The sequence below is a fragment of the Georgenia sp. X1117 genome, assembly GCF_057784635.1.
This window is the reverse complement of sequence record NZ_CM173492.1, coordinates 775692-790637: the sequence shown is the minus strand read 5'-3', so window position 1 is coordinate 790637 and position 14946 is coordinate 775692. Positions and strand designations below refer to the sequence as shown.

Sequence of the window (14946 nt, the reverse complement as noted above, 5' to 3'; positions counted from 1 at the left end):
TCGCTCGTCAGCCGGTGGGGGACTCGGCGGCCGAGCCGGGCAGGCCGGGCAGGGGGCCGGGGTCCACGCCCGCCTCGAGCAGCCGCAGCGCCGAGTCGGCCGCGGCGTCGACGAAGGCCGGGCGGTGCTCGGCCGGCGCCGTGCCCGAGAGGAAGATCCACTGGTCGAGCAGGTCGGCCTCGCTGACCGCCCGGAACGCGGCGGCGTCGCCGTCCGGCCAGGGGTAGGCCGTCTCGCGCGTGTCCGGCGCGCCGGCCTCGAGGGCGGTGTCGACGAGCACCTGCAGCTCGGCGCTGCGTGCGGCGGCGCTCTCGTCCCCGGTCTGCGCGAGCAGCGTCTCCTCGAGGTAGCGGGCCTGGTCGAGCACGAGGACGGTGGGCCCGTCCGCGACGGCGGACACCACCGCCGGGTCGACGGCGGTGGTCTCCACCGTGGCCTCGCCCTCCGCCCACGGGTCGAGCGAGCCGGCCGCGACCGTGCGCCCCGCGGCCGTGGCGGCGAGCACGGCCGCGAGGTCCCGCTCGGCCACCGGCACGTCCGCGAGCACCGTGGCCAGGGTGTCGGCCGAGGAGACGAGCAGCCCCCGCAGCTCGGTGACGTCGGCGACCGCCGGGGCCTCGGGCGCGGGGTCGTTCGTCTGCCCCTCGGGCGGACCGTCCGGCCAGGCGACCCACACCCCGCCCAGGGCCTCGACCTGGGCGTCGAGGTCCGCGGCCACGTCCTCCAGGGCGTCGACGGCCGCGGGGTCGGTGGCGGGGTCGGCGGCCAGGGTGCGGGCTGCCTCGGCCAGGCCCACGCTCTCCACGGCCGCGTCCTGGCGCCACTGCTCGGCCGCCGTGGCCGGGCTCGGCGGTTCTGGCTCGGAGTCGATGCGCAGGCCGCACCCGGCCAGCGTCAGCGCGAGAGCCGCGCACGCGAGCGCGGACCGCAGCCGGCGGCGTCGGACGGGGAGGGGGGTGGTCGCGCTCATCACGTCAGATCATGACAGGTGGCGTCGCCCATCGAGGGCAGGTCGCGGGCCTAGTAGGCTGAGGGACTGCCCCGGGGAGCCAACCGGGGTCGTCGACGTGAGGAGCGCGCGTGACCACCGCACCCAGCATCCTGGCCGAACGGGTCCGCGCGGCGGTCGCCGACGCGGTCGAGCAGGCCGGTCTGATGATCGAGGACGTCGAGGTCGCCGGAGCCGGCACCCGGCGGGTCGTCCGCCTCACCGTCGACCTGCCCGACGGGCCCGGGGGAGTGGACTCGGACCAGATCGGGGACGTCTCCCGCGCGGTCTCGGCGGCCCTGGACGACGCCGACGTCGTCGAGGGTGCGCACACCCTGGAGGTCTCCACCCCGGGCACGGACCGTCCGCTGACCGAGCCGCGGCACTTCCGCCGCGCCGTCGGCCGACTGCTCGCAGTGACCACCGACGGCGGCGAGCGCGTCGCCCGCTTGGAGTCCGTCGAGGACCAGACCCTGCACCTGAGCGACGCCACCGGCACCCACGAGGTCGCGATCGCCGACGTCGTGCGCGCCCGCGTCGAGGTCGAGCTCAACCGCCCCGGACGCTGACCGGCCCGGCCCCTGAAGGAGAGAACCATGGACATCGACATGACGGCGCTCAAGCTGGTCGAGGCGGAGCGGGGCATCCCGCTCGACACCCTCGTCTCGGCGATCGAGGACGCGCTGCTGGGCGCCTACGAGCGCACCCCGGGCGCGGTCTCCCCGGCGCGCGTCGAGCTGGACCGTCGCTCGGGCACGGTGGCGGTCATCGCCACCGAGACCGACGAGGAGGGCCACGCGATCGGCGAGTTCGACGACACGCCGTCGGGCTTCGGTCGCATCGCCACCGCGACGGCCCGGTCGGTCATCGTCCAGCGCCTGCGGGACGCGGAGGACGACCAGGTGATGGGGTCCTACCGGGACAAGGCCGGCGGGCTGCTGTCCGGGATCGTCCAGCAGGGTCGGGACCCGCGCAAGGTCCTCGTCCAGCTGCCCGACGGCGTGGAGGCCGAGCTCCCGCAGCACGAGCAGGTCCCCACGGAGTCGTACCGGCACAACGACCGGCTGCGCGCCTACGTCGTCGACGTCTCGCGCGGGACCCGGGGGCCGCAGATCACCCTCTCGCGCACCCACCCCGAGCTCGTGCGCCAGCTCTTCGAGCTCGAGGTCCCCGAGGTCGCGGACGGGTCGGTCGTCATCGAGGCGATCGCCCGGGAGGCCGGCCACCGCACCAAGCTGGCGGTGCGCTCGACGGTGCCGGGACTCAACCCCAAGGGGGCCTGCATCGGGCCGATGGGCGCGCGCGTGCGCGCGGTGATGAGCGAGCTGCACGGCGAGAAGATCGACATCGTCGACTTCTCGGAGGACCCGGCGGCGTTCGTCGGGCACGCGCTGTCCCCGGCGAAGGTCGCCAGCGTCACCGTCGTCGACGAGGCCGCGCGGGCCGCCCGAGTCGTCGTGCCCGACTACCAGCTCTCGCTGGCGATCGGCAAGGAGGGGCAGAACGCGCGGCTGGCCGCCCGCCTGACGGGGTGGCGCATCGACATCCGGTCCGACGCCGCGCCCGCCGAGCCGACCACGTCCGCCGGCGTGCCCACCGCCACCGACCCGGCGCAGGGGGCCGCTGCGCAGGCCGTGCCCGCCGGGGCTACGGCGGCCCCGGCCGCGACGCCGGAGCCGGCCGCCTCGCCGGAGCCGGTCGCGACGCCGGAGGAGGTGGCCGAGCCCGGCACCCCCGCGCCCGCCGTCGACGTGGCCCCCGACGCCGCCGCGCCCGCGGAGGACGCGCCCGCGGACGACACCTCAGCGGCCGGGTGAGAGGCGCCACCCCGGTGGACTCGGCGCCGAAGGAGCGACGGGGTACGATGGTCGACGGCTCTGGCGCCACCGTCCCCTGCGGGACGGGCCCGACAGGTCCGGTGCGCACCTGCATCGGATGTCGGACCAGGGCCGACCGGTCGCACCTCGTGCGGATCGTGCTCGTCCCGCCCGCCCGTGCGGCGGTGGACGAGCGGGCATCCGCACCCGGGAGGGGGGCCTGGCTCCATCCGGAGCAGGCCTGCCTGGACCAGGCGGTACGACGTCGAGCGTTCGGACGTGCCCTGCGAGCAGCGGGGCCGGTGGACATCGACGACGTGGCGCGATGGTTCGGGGCCGGGACGATCGACGGCAGACCGCCGTCGAGGTCAGTTCGAGATGAAAGCGGGTTGGAAGCCGATGGGCACCCGATGAGTACCCAGCGATGAGCTGCCAGCAATAACGACGGTCCGCCCTGTCCCGGGACGGTCCGAGACAGGAGAAATGTGGCCAAGGTCCGCGTTCACGAGCTCGCGAAGGAGCTCGGCGTCGACAGCAAGACGGTCATGGCGACACTGCGGGAGCAGGGTGAGTTCGTCAAGTCCGCGTCCTCCACGGTGGAGGCACCAGTCATCCGGCGTCTGAAGGAGCACTTCGACGCCCACCCGCCGGCCCCGGCGAAGGGGTCGGCCGCGAGCAAGGGCGGGTCGAAGCCCGCCGCGCGCTCGAAGGGCTCCGGATCCTCGTCCGGTTCCGCGGCGCCCACGCCCGGACCGGCCAAGCCGGCCGCCCCGACCCCGGCGACGGCGGCCCCCGCCGCGCCCAAGGCCGAGGCTCCCACCCCGGCGACGGCGGCCCCGGCCGCCAAGGCCGAGTCCCCGGCTCCCCAGGCTCCGGACACGAGCACGGGCGGTGCCGAGGCGCCGAGCGCTGCCGCGCCCGCGCCGACCCCCGCCGCGCCGGCCCCGACCCCGGGGCCCAAGCCGGCGAGCCCGACCCCGACTCCCGCGAGCGCCGCGCCCACCCCGGCGACGGCCCGTCCGGGCCCGCGTCAGGCGCCCGCGGACAGCGGTCGCGGCGGCGGCCGTGGCGGTCGTGACTCCCGCGGCTCCCGCGAGGCGAGCCCGCGTCCGGGGAACAACCCGTTCGCGTCCGCCCAGGGGATGCCCCGTCCGGGCAGCTCGGGCGGCTCCGGCGGCCCGCGTCCGGGGAACAACCCGTTCGCGTCTGCCCAGGGGATGCCCCGTCCGGGCGGCTCGTCCGGCTCCGGCGGCCCGCGTCCGGGCGCCAAGCCCGGCCCGCGTCCCGGTGGGGGCCCGCGCCCGAACCCGAACATGATGCCCGGCCAGTCCAGCGTGGGCCGTCCCGGTGCCACCCAGCAGCGGCCCGGCGGTCGCGGCCGCCCCGGTGGCGGCGGTCGGCCCGGCGGTGGCCCCGGCGGTCCCGGTGGCGGTGCGTTCCGCGGCCGTGGTGGTCGCGGTGCGACCCAGGGTGCGTTCGGCCGCTCCGGCGGCCGGCCCGTGCGCGGACGGAAGTCCAAGCGCGCCAAGCGCCAGGAGTTCGAGCAGCAGAGCGCGCCGTCGATCGGCGGCGTCCAGGTCCCGCGCGGCGACGGCACCACCGTCGTGCGCATCCGCGCCGGGGCCTCGCTCTCGGACTTTGCGGACAAGATCGACGTCAACCCCGCGTCGCTGGTCACCGTCCTGTTCCACCTCGGTGAGATGGCCACGGCCACCCAGTCGCTCGACGAGGACACGTTCAAGGTCCTCGGCGAGGAGCTCGGGTACGTCATCGAGATCGTCTCCCCGGAGGACGAGGACCGCGAGCTGCTCGAGCAGTTCGACATCGACCTCGACGCCGAGCTGGACGCCGAGACCGACGAGGACCTCGCGCCGCGACCCCCGGTTGTCACGGTCATGGGTCACGTCGACCACGGAAAGACCAAGCTCCTCGACGCGATCCGTTCCACGGACGTCGTGGCCGGCGAGCACGGTGGCATCACCCAGCACATCGGTGCCTACCAGGTCTCCGTCGAGCACGAGGACGAGGAGCGTGCGCTGACGTTCATCGACACCCCGGGTCACGAGGCGTTCACCGCCATGCGTGCCCGTGGTGCCGACGTCACGGACATCGCGATCCTCGTGGTGGCCGCGGACGACGGCGTCATGCCGCAGACCGTCGAGGCGCTCAACCACGCCCAGGCGGCGAACGTGCCGATCGTGGTCGCGGTCAACAAGATCGACGTCGAGGGCGCGAACCCCGACAAGATCCGCCAGCAGCTGACCGAGTACAACCTCGTGGCCGAGGAGTACGGCGGCGAGACGATGTTCGTCGACGTCTCGGCCAAGCAGCGCAAGGGCATCGACGGCCTCCTCGAGGCCGTCCTGCTCACCGCGGACGCGGCCCTGGAGCTGTCGGCGAACCCGGACAAGGACGCGCGCGGTGTGGCCATCGAGGCCAACCTCGACAAGGGGCGCGGCTCGGTCGCCACCGTCCTGGTCCAGTCCGGCACGCTGCGCGTCGGTGACGCCATCGTCGCGGGCACCGCCCACGGCCGCGTGCGTGCGATGCACGACGAGCACGGCGAGAACGTCAAGGAGGCCGGGCCCTCGCGTCCGGTCCAGGTCCTCGGCCTGGCCTCGGTGCCGCGCGCCGGCGACACCTTCCTCGTCGCGCCCGACGACCGCACCGCCCGGCAGATCGCCGACAAGCGTGAGGCCGCCGAGCGTGCCGCGACGCTGGCCAAGCGCCGCAAGCGGATCTCGCTGGAGGACTTCACCAAGGCGCTCGAGGAGGGGAAGGTCGACCACCTCAACCTCATCCTCAAGGGCGACGTGTCCGGTGCCGTCGAGGCGCTCGAGGACTCGCTGCTCAAGATCGACGTCGGCGAGGAGGTCGCGCTGCGGATCATCCACCGCGGTGTCGGTGCCATCACGCAGAACGACGTCAACCTGGCGACCGTCGACAACGCGGTCATCGTCGGCTTCAACGTGCGCCCCGCCGAGCGGGTCACCGAGCTGGCGGACCGCGAGGGTGTCGAGATGAAGTTCTACTCGGTCATCTACGACGCCATCGAGGACGTGGAGAACGCCCTCAAGGGCATGCTCAAGCCGGAGTACGAGGAGGTCGAGCTCGGTACCGCCGAGATCCGACAGGTCTTCCGTTCCTCGAAGTTCGGCAACATCGCCGGTTCGATCGTCCGCTCGGGCCTCATCCGCCGCAACGCCTCGGCGCGGCTGGTGCGGGACGGCGTCGTCGTGTCCGACAAGCTCACCATCGAGTCGCTGCGGCGCGAGAAGGATGACGTCACCGAGGTCCGCGAGGGCTTCGAGTGCGGTATCAACCTCGGCTACCGCGAGATCGAGGAGGGCGACGTCATCGAGACGTTCGAGATGCGGGAGAAGCCCCGCGCCTGACCGGAGGCGGGGTCCGGGCGACCGGACCCCGCACCCGGCCCTCGGGCACATGCCGGAAGGGGCCCCGTCGCGGGCCCCTTCCGGCATGCTGCCCCCATGACACCCGGCTCGCGAGAGCCACCGACCCGACGGAGGTCACCATGGCCGACTTCGGCCGCGCACGGCGTCTCGCCGAGCGCATCCAGCAGATCGTCGCCCGCATGCTCGACACGCGGATCAAGGACCCACGCCTGGGGTTCGTCACCGTCACCGACGTGCGGGTGACCGGCGACCTCCAGCACGCCACCGTCTTCTACACCGTGTACGGCTCCGACGAGGACCGCGCGGCCAGCGCCGCCGCCCTGCGCTCGGCCACGGGGATCATCCGCTCGGAGGTGGGCAAGCAGACCGGCGTGCGCCTGACGCCGACGCTGGAGTTCGTCCCCGACGCCCTGCCCACCACCGCCCAGGACCTGGCCGACAAGCTGGCCGAGGTCAAGCTGCGTGACGAGCGGATCGCCGCGGAGGCCGCCGGCGCCAGCTACGCCGGCGACCCGGACCCCTACCGCGTCCCCCACGAGGACGAGGACGAGGACGCCGACGCGGACGAGGAGGATCCGGCCGCGACGGACGGGTCCGGCGAGGCCCCCGACGACGAGGCCGACGAGCCCGAGCAGGGCGAGGACCCGGCCCCCGGCGACCGGGCGTGAACGTGCCCCGTGGCCGCGCCACGGCCGCGGACGGCGTCCTGCTCGTCGACAAGCCCGGCGGGCTGACCAGCCACGACGTCGTCGCCCGGGTGCGGCGCCTGGCCGCCACGCGCAAGGTCGGCCACGCGGGCACGCTCGACCCGATGGCCACGGGGCTGCTCGTGCTCGGGATCGGGCGGGCCACCCGTCTGCTTACCTACGTCGTCGGGGCCGACAAGACCTACGAGGCCACCGTCCGGCTCGGCGTCGCCACCACCACCGACGATGCCGAGGGGGAGGCGACGACGTCCGCCGGTGCGCGCCGCGGGGACCTCGCCGAGCGGCTGCCGGCGGCGCTGGCGGGCCTGACCGGTGCGATCGAGCAGGTCCCCTCGGCCGTGTCCGCCATCAAGGTCGATGGCCGTCGCTCCTACGCGCGGGTCCGCGACGGCGAGGACGTCACCCTCGCGGCCCGCCCGGTGACCGTCCACGAGCTCACCGCCCTCAGCGACCCGGCCGACGCCGTCGTGGGCGAGGGGGAGCCCGGCGCCGGCACCGCCGTCGTCGACCTCGACGTGCGCGTGCGGTGCTCCTCGGGCACCTACGTGCGGGCCATCGCCCGCGACCTCGGCGAGACGCTCGACGTCGGCGGGCACCTCACCGCCCTGCGGCGCAGCGCCGTCGGCCCGTTCGACGTCGGTCAGGGCCGCGCGCTCGACGCCCTCGCGGACGAGGTCGGCGGAGAGGGAGACGGGGTGCTGAGCACCCTGCCGGCCGCTGACCTGGCCCGACGCCTGTTCCCGGTCCGCGAGCTCACCGAGGCCGAGGCCCGCGCGCTCGGCTACGGCCAGCGCATCGACGCCGACCCCGCCCACGAGGGCGCCGACGTCGTGGCCGCCCTCGCCCCCGACGGTCACCTGGTCGCGCTCGTCACCGCCGACACCTCGGCCCCCGGCCGCACCCGCCCCCTCCTCGTCCTCGCCCCCTCCTGACGAGCGAGCAGATCTCCACCTCCCTTCTCGCGAGTGAGCACTTTTTTGTCTCGACGTCGAGACAAAAAAGTGCTCACTCGTCACCGAGGGGGAGGGGCTTCTTCAGCCCGACGTGACTCGGGACGTACCCGGCCCGCTCGTAGAACCGGTGCGCGTCGGTGCGCGTGGCGTCGGCCGTGAGCTGGGCGAGGGTCGCCCCCTGAGCGCGCCCCCAGTCCTCGGCCCAGGAGAGCAGGGCGGAGCCCACCCCGGAGCCGCGCACCGACGGGGCGAGCCGGACCCCCTCGACCTGGAGCCTGGTGGTCCCCGCGCGGGACATCCCGGGCAGCACGGTCAGCTGGACGGTGCCGACGACGGCGTCGGCCTCGTCGCGCACGACCGCCACCAGGTGCCGCGGGTCGTCGTCGAGGAGCCGCAGCGCCCGGGCGTAGGGGGCGAGGTCCGCGCTCTCGCGCCCGGCGCCGAGGACGTCGTCGGCCAGCACGGCGGCGATCGCGGGCAGGTCGCTCTCCCGCGCACGGTCGACCCGGTAGCCGGCCACGAGGTCCGCCGGCACGGCCACGCCACCGACCGCATCGCCGTCGCCCGACCCGGCGGCCGGTCCACCAGCCACCCGGGCCCGCCGCTCCGCACTCAGCCGGTCCATCAGTGCCCGCACGCCGGGCAGCTCCCGCCCCGGCCCCACCGCGAGGTAGCCGGCCCGGTGGATCGGCGGTGCCTGCGGGTCGCCGTCCATGACGAGGTGCTCGACGCTCCCGCCGGCGCGCGTCACGAGGTGGGCGCCCGCGGCGACGTCCCAGGGCGTGGTCCGCGTGCTCAGCGTGGCGTCGAGCCGGCCGGCGGCGACCAGCGCGAGCTCGGCCGCCCCGGCCCCGATCGAGCGCAGCGCCCCCACGAGCCGACCCAGCTCGGCGTAGGCGGCCAGCGCGCCCGCGGCGTCCTCGGCCAGGTCACGGGTGGAGGGGTAGCCCGTCGAGAGGTTGCACTCGATCTCGGTGCGCGCGACCGGCCCCGGGGCCCGTGCGGCGGGCACCTGCGGCCCCGTCCCGTCCAGCGGCAGCTGCTGGACCCAGCAGGCGTCGTCGTCGGCGAAGACCTCGAGGCCGAGCTCGGGCATCCGCACCACCGCCGCCACGGTCGCATCCCCCACCTGCGCCGCGATCGACGTGCAGTAGATCGGCAGCCCGGCGGCGAAGTTCGACGTCCCGTCGATGGGGTCGACGACGAAGGTCACCACGCCCTCCGGCGTCGGGTAGAGCGCGCCGGCCTCCTCGCCACCGGCACCCGGCCCGACGTCGAGACCGCCCTCCTCCCCGAGGACCCGGCAGGTCGGTACGTGCCGGCGCAGCACCTCGACGGCGATCTCCTCGCTGCGGCGGTCGTGGACGGTGACGATGTCGTGCACGTCGCGCTTGAGCTCGCGCTCGGCCTGCGCGCCCGAGACCTCGTGGAGGTAGGCGGCGATCTGGGCGGCGGCGTCGCGGACCGCGGCCAGGAGCGCGGACGGGGCGGGGGCGGGTGTGGTGGGTGCGGGCATGCCGGGAGGCTAGGGGCCCGACCTGAACGGCACGCGAACTACAGTTGGTCCCCGGTACGCCCGCGGGTCCCCGACAGCGGTGGCCGAACGTAGTGGAGGACACGTGCAGGTCTGGCACGACACCGAGGAGATCCCCGAGGACCTGGGGCCGGTCGTGCTCACCGTCGGCGTCTTCGACGGCGTGCACCGGGGGCACCGCGCGCTGCTGGCCGCCACCGTCGCCGAGGCCGCCGACCGCTCCCTGCCCGCCGTCGCGCTCACGTTCGACCCGCACCCCGCCCAGGTCCACCGCCCCGAGCAGGACCTCGTCCTCGTCGCCAGCGCGGCGGACCGCATCGAGCGCCTGTCCGCGCTCGGGCTCGACGGCGTGCTCGTCCAGCACTACGACCTGGACTTCGCCTCGGCCACGCCGCGCGCGTTCGTCGCCGACTACCTCGTCGCCGCGCTGGAGGTCAGCTGCCTCGTGGTGGGGGAGGACGTGCGGTTCGGCCGGGACAACGCCGGGGACGCGACCGTGCTCGCGGCGCTGTGCGCGGAGTACGGCATCGAGCTCGTCCTCGTGGCCGACATCGCCTGCGACCTCACCGGGCGCCGCTGGTCCTCGACCTGGGTGCGCGAGGCGCTCGCCGCCGGCGACGTCCACCAGGCCGGCCGCATCCTGGGCCGCCCGCACCGGCTGCGCGGGGAGGTCGTGCGCGGCTTCCAGCGGGGCCGCGAGCTCGGCTACCCGACGGCGAACCTCGCCCCCGACGACCTGGGCGTCGTGCCCGCCGACGGCGTCTACGCCGGCTGGCTGCTGCCCGGCCCCTTCGACGCCCACGGCGCGGCCGACGCGGAGGCGACCCGGCTGCCCGCCGCGATCTCCGTCGGCTCGAACCCCACCTTCCAGGGCACGCGGCGCACCGTCGAGGCGCACGTGCTCGGCCGCACGGACCTCGACCTGTACGGCGACGAGGTGGTCGTCGAGTTCGTCGCGACCCTGCGCCCGATGGTGGCCTTCGACGGCATCGACCCGCTCATGGCCCAGATGCGGGCCGACGTCGAGGACGCCGCCGGCATCCTCGGCGTCCCCGTCCCGCCGGTGCTCGACCCGGCCTCGGTCACCGCGCGCTGAGCCGACCGTCCGCGATGCGGGCGACGGACTCGCTGCCGGTGAGCGTCGACTCGTCGTGGGTCACCAGCAGCGTGGCGGTGCCCGAGTCGCGACTCAACGAGGTGATGAGCTCGACGATCTGCCGGCCGCGCTCGTGGTCGAGGGCGGAGGTCGGCTCGTCGACGAGCAGCACGCCCGGCTCGTTCATCAGGGCGCGGGCGATGCTCACCCGCTGGCGCTGACCGCCCGAGAGCTGGTGCGGGCGCCGGCCGGTCAGGTCGCCCATGCCCACGGCCGCGAGCAGCTCCCTCGCGCGGTCGTTCGCCCCGCGCGGTGAGACCCCGCGGACGTGCGCCATGACGGTGAGCTGCTCGAGCGCGGTGAGGCTGGCCAGCAGGCGGGGCTGCTGGAACACGACGCCGACGACCGTGCGGCGCAGCTCGGCGCGTTCCTGGTCGGAGGCGTGGGACGAGCCGGAGGCGACGACGTGGCCGTCGAGGACCACCCGGCCGGAGTCGGGCAGCGTGAGCGTGGCGGCGACGGCCAGCAGGCTGGACTTGCCCGAGCCCGAGGGGCCCAGCAGCGCCGTCGTCGTGCCCGGGGCGACGGCGAGGGAGACGTCGTCGACCGCGGTGAGGCGGGCGTCGCCGTCGGGGTAGGTGAGGGTGACGTGCTCGAGGACCAGGCCGGCCTCCGTGGTGCCGGAGGTGGGGGCGGGGGAGTGGGTGGCGGTCGTGGTCATGGCGGTCTCCTTGGTGTGGTCAGCCGGCGCTCAGCGCGGCGTGCGGGTCGACGGAGGTGATGCGGCGCAGGGCGACGGCGGCGCCGAGCAGGCCGAGGACGACGAGCAGCAGCGCGGGCACGGCGGTGGTCGTCCACCCCAGCGCGATCGGCATCTTCGAGGACAGGGCCAGGGCGCCGGCGCTCGCGATCGCGGTGCCGAGCGCCGTGCCGACGACGAGGACGACGGCGGCCTGCCCGAGGGCGTCGCGCAGGAGGTAGCCGTTCGAGGCGCCCAGGGCCTTGAGGACGGCGACGTCGTCGAAGCGGCTGATCGTCCACACCGTGAAGAAGGCGCCGACGACGAGCGCGGAGATGGCGTAGAGGAAGCCCTGCATCATCATCAGCGAGCCGTTCTCCGAGGCGTAGGAACCGATCGCCTGCAGCGAGCCCGAGCGGTCGACGGTCACGGTGCCGGCCGCGGCGTCCGCGGCGGCCAGGTCCGCCTCGCCGTCGGTCGTCAGCGCGACGACGGTGGCGACCTCACCGGTCGCGCCCGGGCCGGTGGTCGCGCCGATCGGCTGCCAGTCGGACAGGGTCGTCCACACCACCGGCGAGTGGGAGTAGCTGGCGGCGGTCCCGCTCACGCCGGCGACCTCGAGCTCGGTGCCCGCCAGGGCGAGCGTGTCGCCGGCACCCGCGCCCAGGTCCTCGGCCGCGGCAGGCGAGAGCCACACCTGGCCGGCGGCGAGGTCGACGTCGCCCGGCAGCAGCGTCGCGCCGGGCTCGGCGCCCAGGGCGGTGACGGTCGCCGTGGTGTCCCCGGCGCCGGCCCGGGTGGTGGCCACGCCGAGCGGCTCGGCGTGCTCGACGCCGCCTCGCGCGGCGAGCGCCTCCCACTGCGCGGGGCCGACCTGGGAGGCGGTGAACGAGGGGTCCTCCTCGCCCGCGGCAAAGGCCACGTGGTCGGCCGGCAGGTCGGCGATCGCCGACGTCGACTCCCGGGCCAGACCCTGCGTGAGGGCGGAGAGGAAGGTGACGAGCATGGTGATGAGGACGACGACGCCCGCGACGAGGGCGAAGCGTCCCGAGGCGAAGCGCAGGTCGCGCCGGGCGACGAACATGGGTGTGAACCTCCGGGTCGGTGAGGTCTCGATCGTCCGGCGCGGACCCGGCCCCTCACATCGGCCGGCCGGGCCGACGTCTCGCGCCACGAGGTGCACGACCGGATGGACCTTTCGGCCGATGCCGCCGGGCGGCAGGCCCACCTACCCTGGCCCGGTGCCCCGTCCGTCCACCGCCCGCAGCGCCGCCCGGGGCGTGCAGCTCGGGCTCGACGTGCTGGTGATCGTCCTCGTCGCCCTCGTGCTCTGGCGCGGCGGTCCCGCCTGGCCCTGGGGGCTCGGCTTCGGGCTGGTCTACGGCGCGGGTCGCCTCACCGTGGGGCGGCTCGTCCACGAGCGCCCCGGCACCGCCCGCGGGACCCGCGGCCGGTGGGCCGCGATCGCCTGGACCGTGGCGTTGACCGCGCTGGCCCTCGTGGCCGCGCTGCGCGGCGAGGAGGGCGTCTGGCTCGCCTTCCCCGTCTTCCTCGTCCAGCTCCACATGCTCCCCGCGCTCGCCGGGGTGCTCGCCGTCGCGGCGACGACGGCCCTGACCGTCGCGACCGGGCTCACCCACGACGGCGCCGGGGCGGGCGCGGCCCTCGGCCCGGTGCTCGGCGCCGCGGTGTGCGTGGCGGTCGTCCTCGGCGTGCGCGCGGTGGTCGCCGAGGCCGAGGAGCGGGCCCGGCTGACCGACGAGCTCGCGGCCACCCGGGCGGACCTCGCCGAACGCGAGCGGGCCGACGCCGTGGAGGCCGAGCGGCGGCGGCTGGCCCGCGACATCCACGACACCCTCGCCCAGGGCTTCGCCTCCATCGAGCTGCTCCTGCGCGCCGCGGACTCCTCCCTCGACGGCGCCGTCGCCGAACGCGACCCGGCGCGGGTGCGCGAGCTCGTCGGTGCCGCACGCGCCGCGGCGCAGGACAACCTGGCTGAGGCGCGCGCCTTCGTCCGCGACCGGCCCTCGCCGCTGGTCGAGAGCGGGCTCGCCGACGCCCTGGCCCGGCTGGCCGAGCGGACCCGGGTGAGCGGCGGGCTCGAGGTCACCCTCGCCACCACCGGCGAGGCTCGCGAGCTTCCCGGCCCGGTCGAGCAGGCGCTGTGGCGGGTCGCCCAGCAGGCGGTGGCCAACGCCGTCGAGCACGCCTCGGCGAGCCGGCTCACCCTCACGCTCAGCCACCTGGGCGACGCCGTGGCCCTGGACGTCGTCGACGACGGCGTCGGCCTGCCGCCCGAGATCCTCGCCGCGCGCCCGGACGACGCCGAGGCCGCCGGGGCTGCCCCGGGCCGCGGGACGGGGCTGGCCGGCATGGCCGACCGGGTGCGCGCCGTCGGCGGACGCCTCACCCTCGAGGCCGGCGCCGTTCGCGGCAGCACGGTCGGCGCCGTCGTCCCGCTGGCGCCCGGGCCCGCCGCGGTCGGCGCGCCCGGACCGCAGGACGAGGGGGCGCAGGCATGACCGCGCCGATCGCCGTGGTCATCGTCGACGACCATCCCGTCGTGCGCGCCGGCCTGCGCGCGGTGCTCGACGCCGAGCCGGACCTCGACGTCGTCGCCGACCACGCCTCGGGGGAGGACCTGCTGGCCGCCCTGGACGCGGGCGGGAGCGCCGACGTCGTGCTCATGGACCTCCAGCTCGGCGCGGGGGCGCTCGACGGCGTCGCCACGACGCGGGCCGTGCGGGGGAGGGGCGGCCCGGCCGTCCTGGTGGTCACCACCTACGACACCGAGTCCGACGTGCTGGCCGCGCTCGACGCCGGGGCGACCGGCTACCTCCTCAAGGACGCCCCGACCGAGCAGCTCGTCGCCGGCGTGCGTGCCGCGGCGGCCGGTCGCACCACGCTGGACCCGGCGGTCCAGGAGCGCCTCGTGGGGCGCATGCGCTCGCCCGCGACCGCGCTGACCACGCGGGAGGTCGAGGTCGTCGAGCGCCTGGCCCGCGGGGACTCCAACGAGCAGATCGCCGCGGCCCTGTTCCTGTCGCGGGCCACCGTGAAGTCGCACCTGGCGCACATCTACACCAAGCTCGGCGTCGACTCGCGCACCGCCGCGGTGGCGGCCGCCCGCGGGCGCGGCATCCTGCGCGGCTGAACCCACGGCCCCCTCCGGTGGTGGGCGGGGTCACGCGGGGACCTCGGACCGGGGGGCCGCCGGTTGATAGGATGGTCGCTGCCGTCAAGCCGGCCACGGATGCGTCATGCCCGGGAGAACATGCCCCGGAGCTCCGTGCAACGAACCGAACTGGAGACCACATGGCCCTCGCCGCCGACGTCAAGCAGCAGATCATCGCCGAGTACGCGACCCACGAGGGCGACACCGGTTCGCCCGAGGTGCAGGTCGCGATGCTCTCGCGTCGTATCAAGGACCTCACCGAGCACTTCAAGACCCACAAGCAGGACCACCACTCGCGTCGTGGCCTCATGCTCCTCATCGGTCAGCGCAAGCGACTGCTCGCCTACCTGGCCGCCGAGGACATCGAGCGCTACCGCTCGCTGATCGCGCGTCTCGGCCTGCGCCGCTGACGCCACGGCCCCGGCCTCCACACGGAGACCGGGGCCGCTCCGTGTGCCAGGTGCGCACGGGGGACCCACGCAGGACAACAGAACACACCGCCGCGCCCGACCGCTCGCCCG

General features: G+C 75.5%; 13 protein-coding genes and 1 pseudogene. 10 read left to right on the top strand and 4 right to left on the bottom strand.

What is annotated here, in order from left to right; all coding sequences use genetic code 11:
- Positions 1–7 precede the first annotated feature (7 nt).
- Entirely contained in the window at positions 8–970 is a 963-nt protein-coding gene (locus AC3D3D_RS03550; RefSeq protein ID WP_463660911.1) for a hypothetical protein, read from the bottom strand.
- 110 nt (positions 971–1080) lie between these two features.
- On the opposite strand from AC3D3D_RS03550, the gene AC3D3D_RS03545 reads away from it, so the two are divergent.
- From AC3D3D_RS03545 to truB, 6 genes and pseudogenes are all read left to right on the top strand, one after another.
- Positions 1081–1557, top strand: a complete 477-nt coding sequence (locus AC3D3D_RS03545; RefSeq protein WP_463660912.1) for a ribosome maturation factor RimP — start codon at positions 1081–1083, stop codon at positions 1555–1557.
- 27 nt (positions 1558–1584) lie between these two features.
- Positions 1585–2571 (top strand): annotated as a pseudogene (gene nusA / locus AC3D3D_RS03540) (transcription termination factor NusA); the annotation flags it as partial.
- A 281-nt stretch (positions 2572–2852) separates the two neighbouring features.
- Positions 2853–3233 (top strand): YlxR family protein, encoded by a 381-nt coding sequence (locus tag AC3D3D_RS03535; protein WP_463660913.1) that lies wholly within the window; start codon positions 2853–2855, stop codon positions 3231–3233.
- Positions 3234–3290: 57 nt separating this feature from the next.
- Positions 3291–6200, top strand: coding sequence for a translation initiation factor IF-2 (gene infB, locus AC3D3D_RS03530; RefSeq protein WP_463660914.1), 2910 nt, complete (start codon positions 3291–3293; stop codon positions 6198–6200).
- A 140-nt stretch (positions 6201–6340) separates the two neighbouring features.
- A complete protein-coding gene (gene rbfA / locus AC3D3D_RS03525) occupies positions 6341–6889 on the top strand; it encodes a 30S ribosome-binding factor RbfA (RefSeq protein WP_463660915.1) in 549 nt (182 codons plus the stop codon).
- Positions 6886–7860, top strand: a complete 975-nt coding sequence (gene truB / locus AC3D3D_RS03520) for a tRNA pseudouridine(55) synthase TruB (RefSeq protein WP_463660916.1) — start codon at positions 6886–6888, stop codon at positions 7858–7860. The genes rbfA and truB overlap by 4 nt, the downstream gene beginning before the upstream one ends.
- Before the next feature lie 73 nt (positions 7861–7933).
- Here the strand turns inward: truB and AC3D3D_RS03515 are convergent, their stop codons facing one another.
- A complete protein-coding gene (locus tag AC3D3D_RS03515) occupies positions 7934–9397 on the bottom strand; it encodes an inositol monophosphatase family protein (protein WP_463660917.1) in 1464 nt (487 codons plus the stop codon).
- Between the two features lie 103 nt (positions 9398–9500).
- Between AC3D3D_RS03515 and AC3D3D_RS03510 the strand changes: the two genes are divergently transcribed.
- Entirely contained in the window at positions 9501–10511 is a 1011-nt protein-coding gene (locus AC3D3D_RS03510) for a bifunctional riboflavin kinase/FAD synthetase (protein ID WP_463660918.1), read from the top strand.
- Here the strand turns inward: AC3D3D_RS03510 and AC3D3D_RS03505 are convergent.
- Together AC3D3D_RS03505 and AC3D3D_RS03500 are read right to left on the bottom strand one after the other, a co-directional pair.
- Complete coding sequence (locus AC3D3D_RS03505; RefSeq protein ID WP_463660919.1) at positions 10498–11232, bottom strand: ABC transporter ATP-binding protein; 735 nt, start codon at positions 11230–11232, stop codon at positions 10498–10500. The two genes, AC3D3D_RS03510 and AC3D3D_RS03505, sit on opposite strands and share 14 nt — an antisense overlap.
- 19 nt (positions 11233–11251) lie before the next feature.
- The gene (locus AC3D3D_RS03500) at positions 11252–12334 is read right to left on the bottom strand and encodes an ABC transporter permease (RefSeq protein ID WP_463660920.1); all 1083 of its coding nucleotides are present in this window, start codon (positions 12332–12334) and stop codon (positions 11252–11254) included.
- 157 nt (positions 12335–12491) lie between these two features.
- On the opposite strand from AC3D3D_RS03500, the gene AC3D3D_RS03495 reads away from it, so the two are divergent.
- The 3 genes from AC3D3D_RS03495 to rpsO all read left to right on the top strand — a co-directional run bounded on the left by AC3D3D_RS03495 (position 12492) and on the right by rpsO (position 14835).
- A complete protein-coding gene (locus tag AC3D3D_RS03495; protein ID WP_463660921.1) occupies positions 12492–13772 on the top strand; it encodes a sensor histidine kinase in 1281 nt (426 codons plus the stop codon).
- Positions 13769–14404, top strand: coding sequence for a response regulator (locus AC3D3D_RS03490; RefSeq protein ID WP_463660922.1), 636 nt, complete (start codon positions 13769–13771; stop codon positions 14402–14404). The genes AC3D3D_RS03495 and AC3D3D_RS03490 overlap by 4 nt, the downstream gene beginning before the upstream one ends.
- Before the next feature lie 161 nt (positions 14405–14565).
- On the top strand, positions 14566–14835 hold the full coding sequence (gene rpsO, locus AC3D3D_RS03485) for a 30S ribosomal protein S15 (RefSeq protein WP_463660923.1): 270 nt from the start codon (positions 14566–14568) through the stop codon (positions 14833–14835).
- Positions 14836–14946: the final 111 nt, after the last annotated feature.

What these genes read in the sequence shown, in the direction of transcription:
- AC3D3D_RS03550 (WP_463660911.1), bottom strand. Translation starts at nt 970, where the DNA reads ATGAGCGCGACCACCCCCCTCCCCGTCCGACGCCGCCGGCTGCGGTCC.
- AC3D3D_RS03535 (WP_463660913.1), top strand. Translation starts at nt 2,853, where the DNA reads ATGGTCGACGGCTCTGGCGCCACCGTCCCCTGCGGGACGGGCCCGACA.
- rbfA (WP_463660915.1), top strand. Translation starts at nt 6,341, where the DNA reads ATGGCCGACTTCGGCCGCGCACGGCGTCTCGCCGAGCGCATCCAGCAG.
- AC3D3D_RS03515 (WP_463660917.1), bottom strand. Translation starts at nt 9,397, where the DNA reads ATGCCCGCACCCACCACACCCGCCCCCGCCCCGTCCGCGCTCCTGGCC.
- AC3D3D_RS03505 (WP_463660919.1), bottom strand. Translation starts at nt 11,232, where the DNA reads ATGACCACGACCGCCACCCACTCCCCCGCCCCCACCTCCGGCACCACG.
- AC3D3D_RS03500 (WP_463660920.1), bottom strand. Translation starts at nt 12,334, where the DNA reads ATGTTCGTCGCCCGGCGCGACCTGCGCTTCGCCTCGGGACGCTTCGCC.
- AC3D3D_RS03490 (WP_463660922.1), top strand. Translation starts at nt 13,769, where the DNA reads ATGACCGCGCCGATCGCCGTGGTCATCGTCGACGACCATCCCGTCGTG.
- rpsO (WP_463660923.1), top strand. Translation starts at nt 14,566, where the DNA reads ATGGCCCTCGCCGCCGACGTCAAGCAGCAGATCATCGCCGAGTACGCG.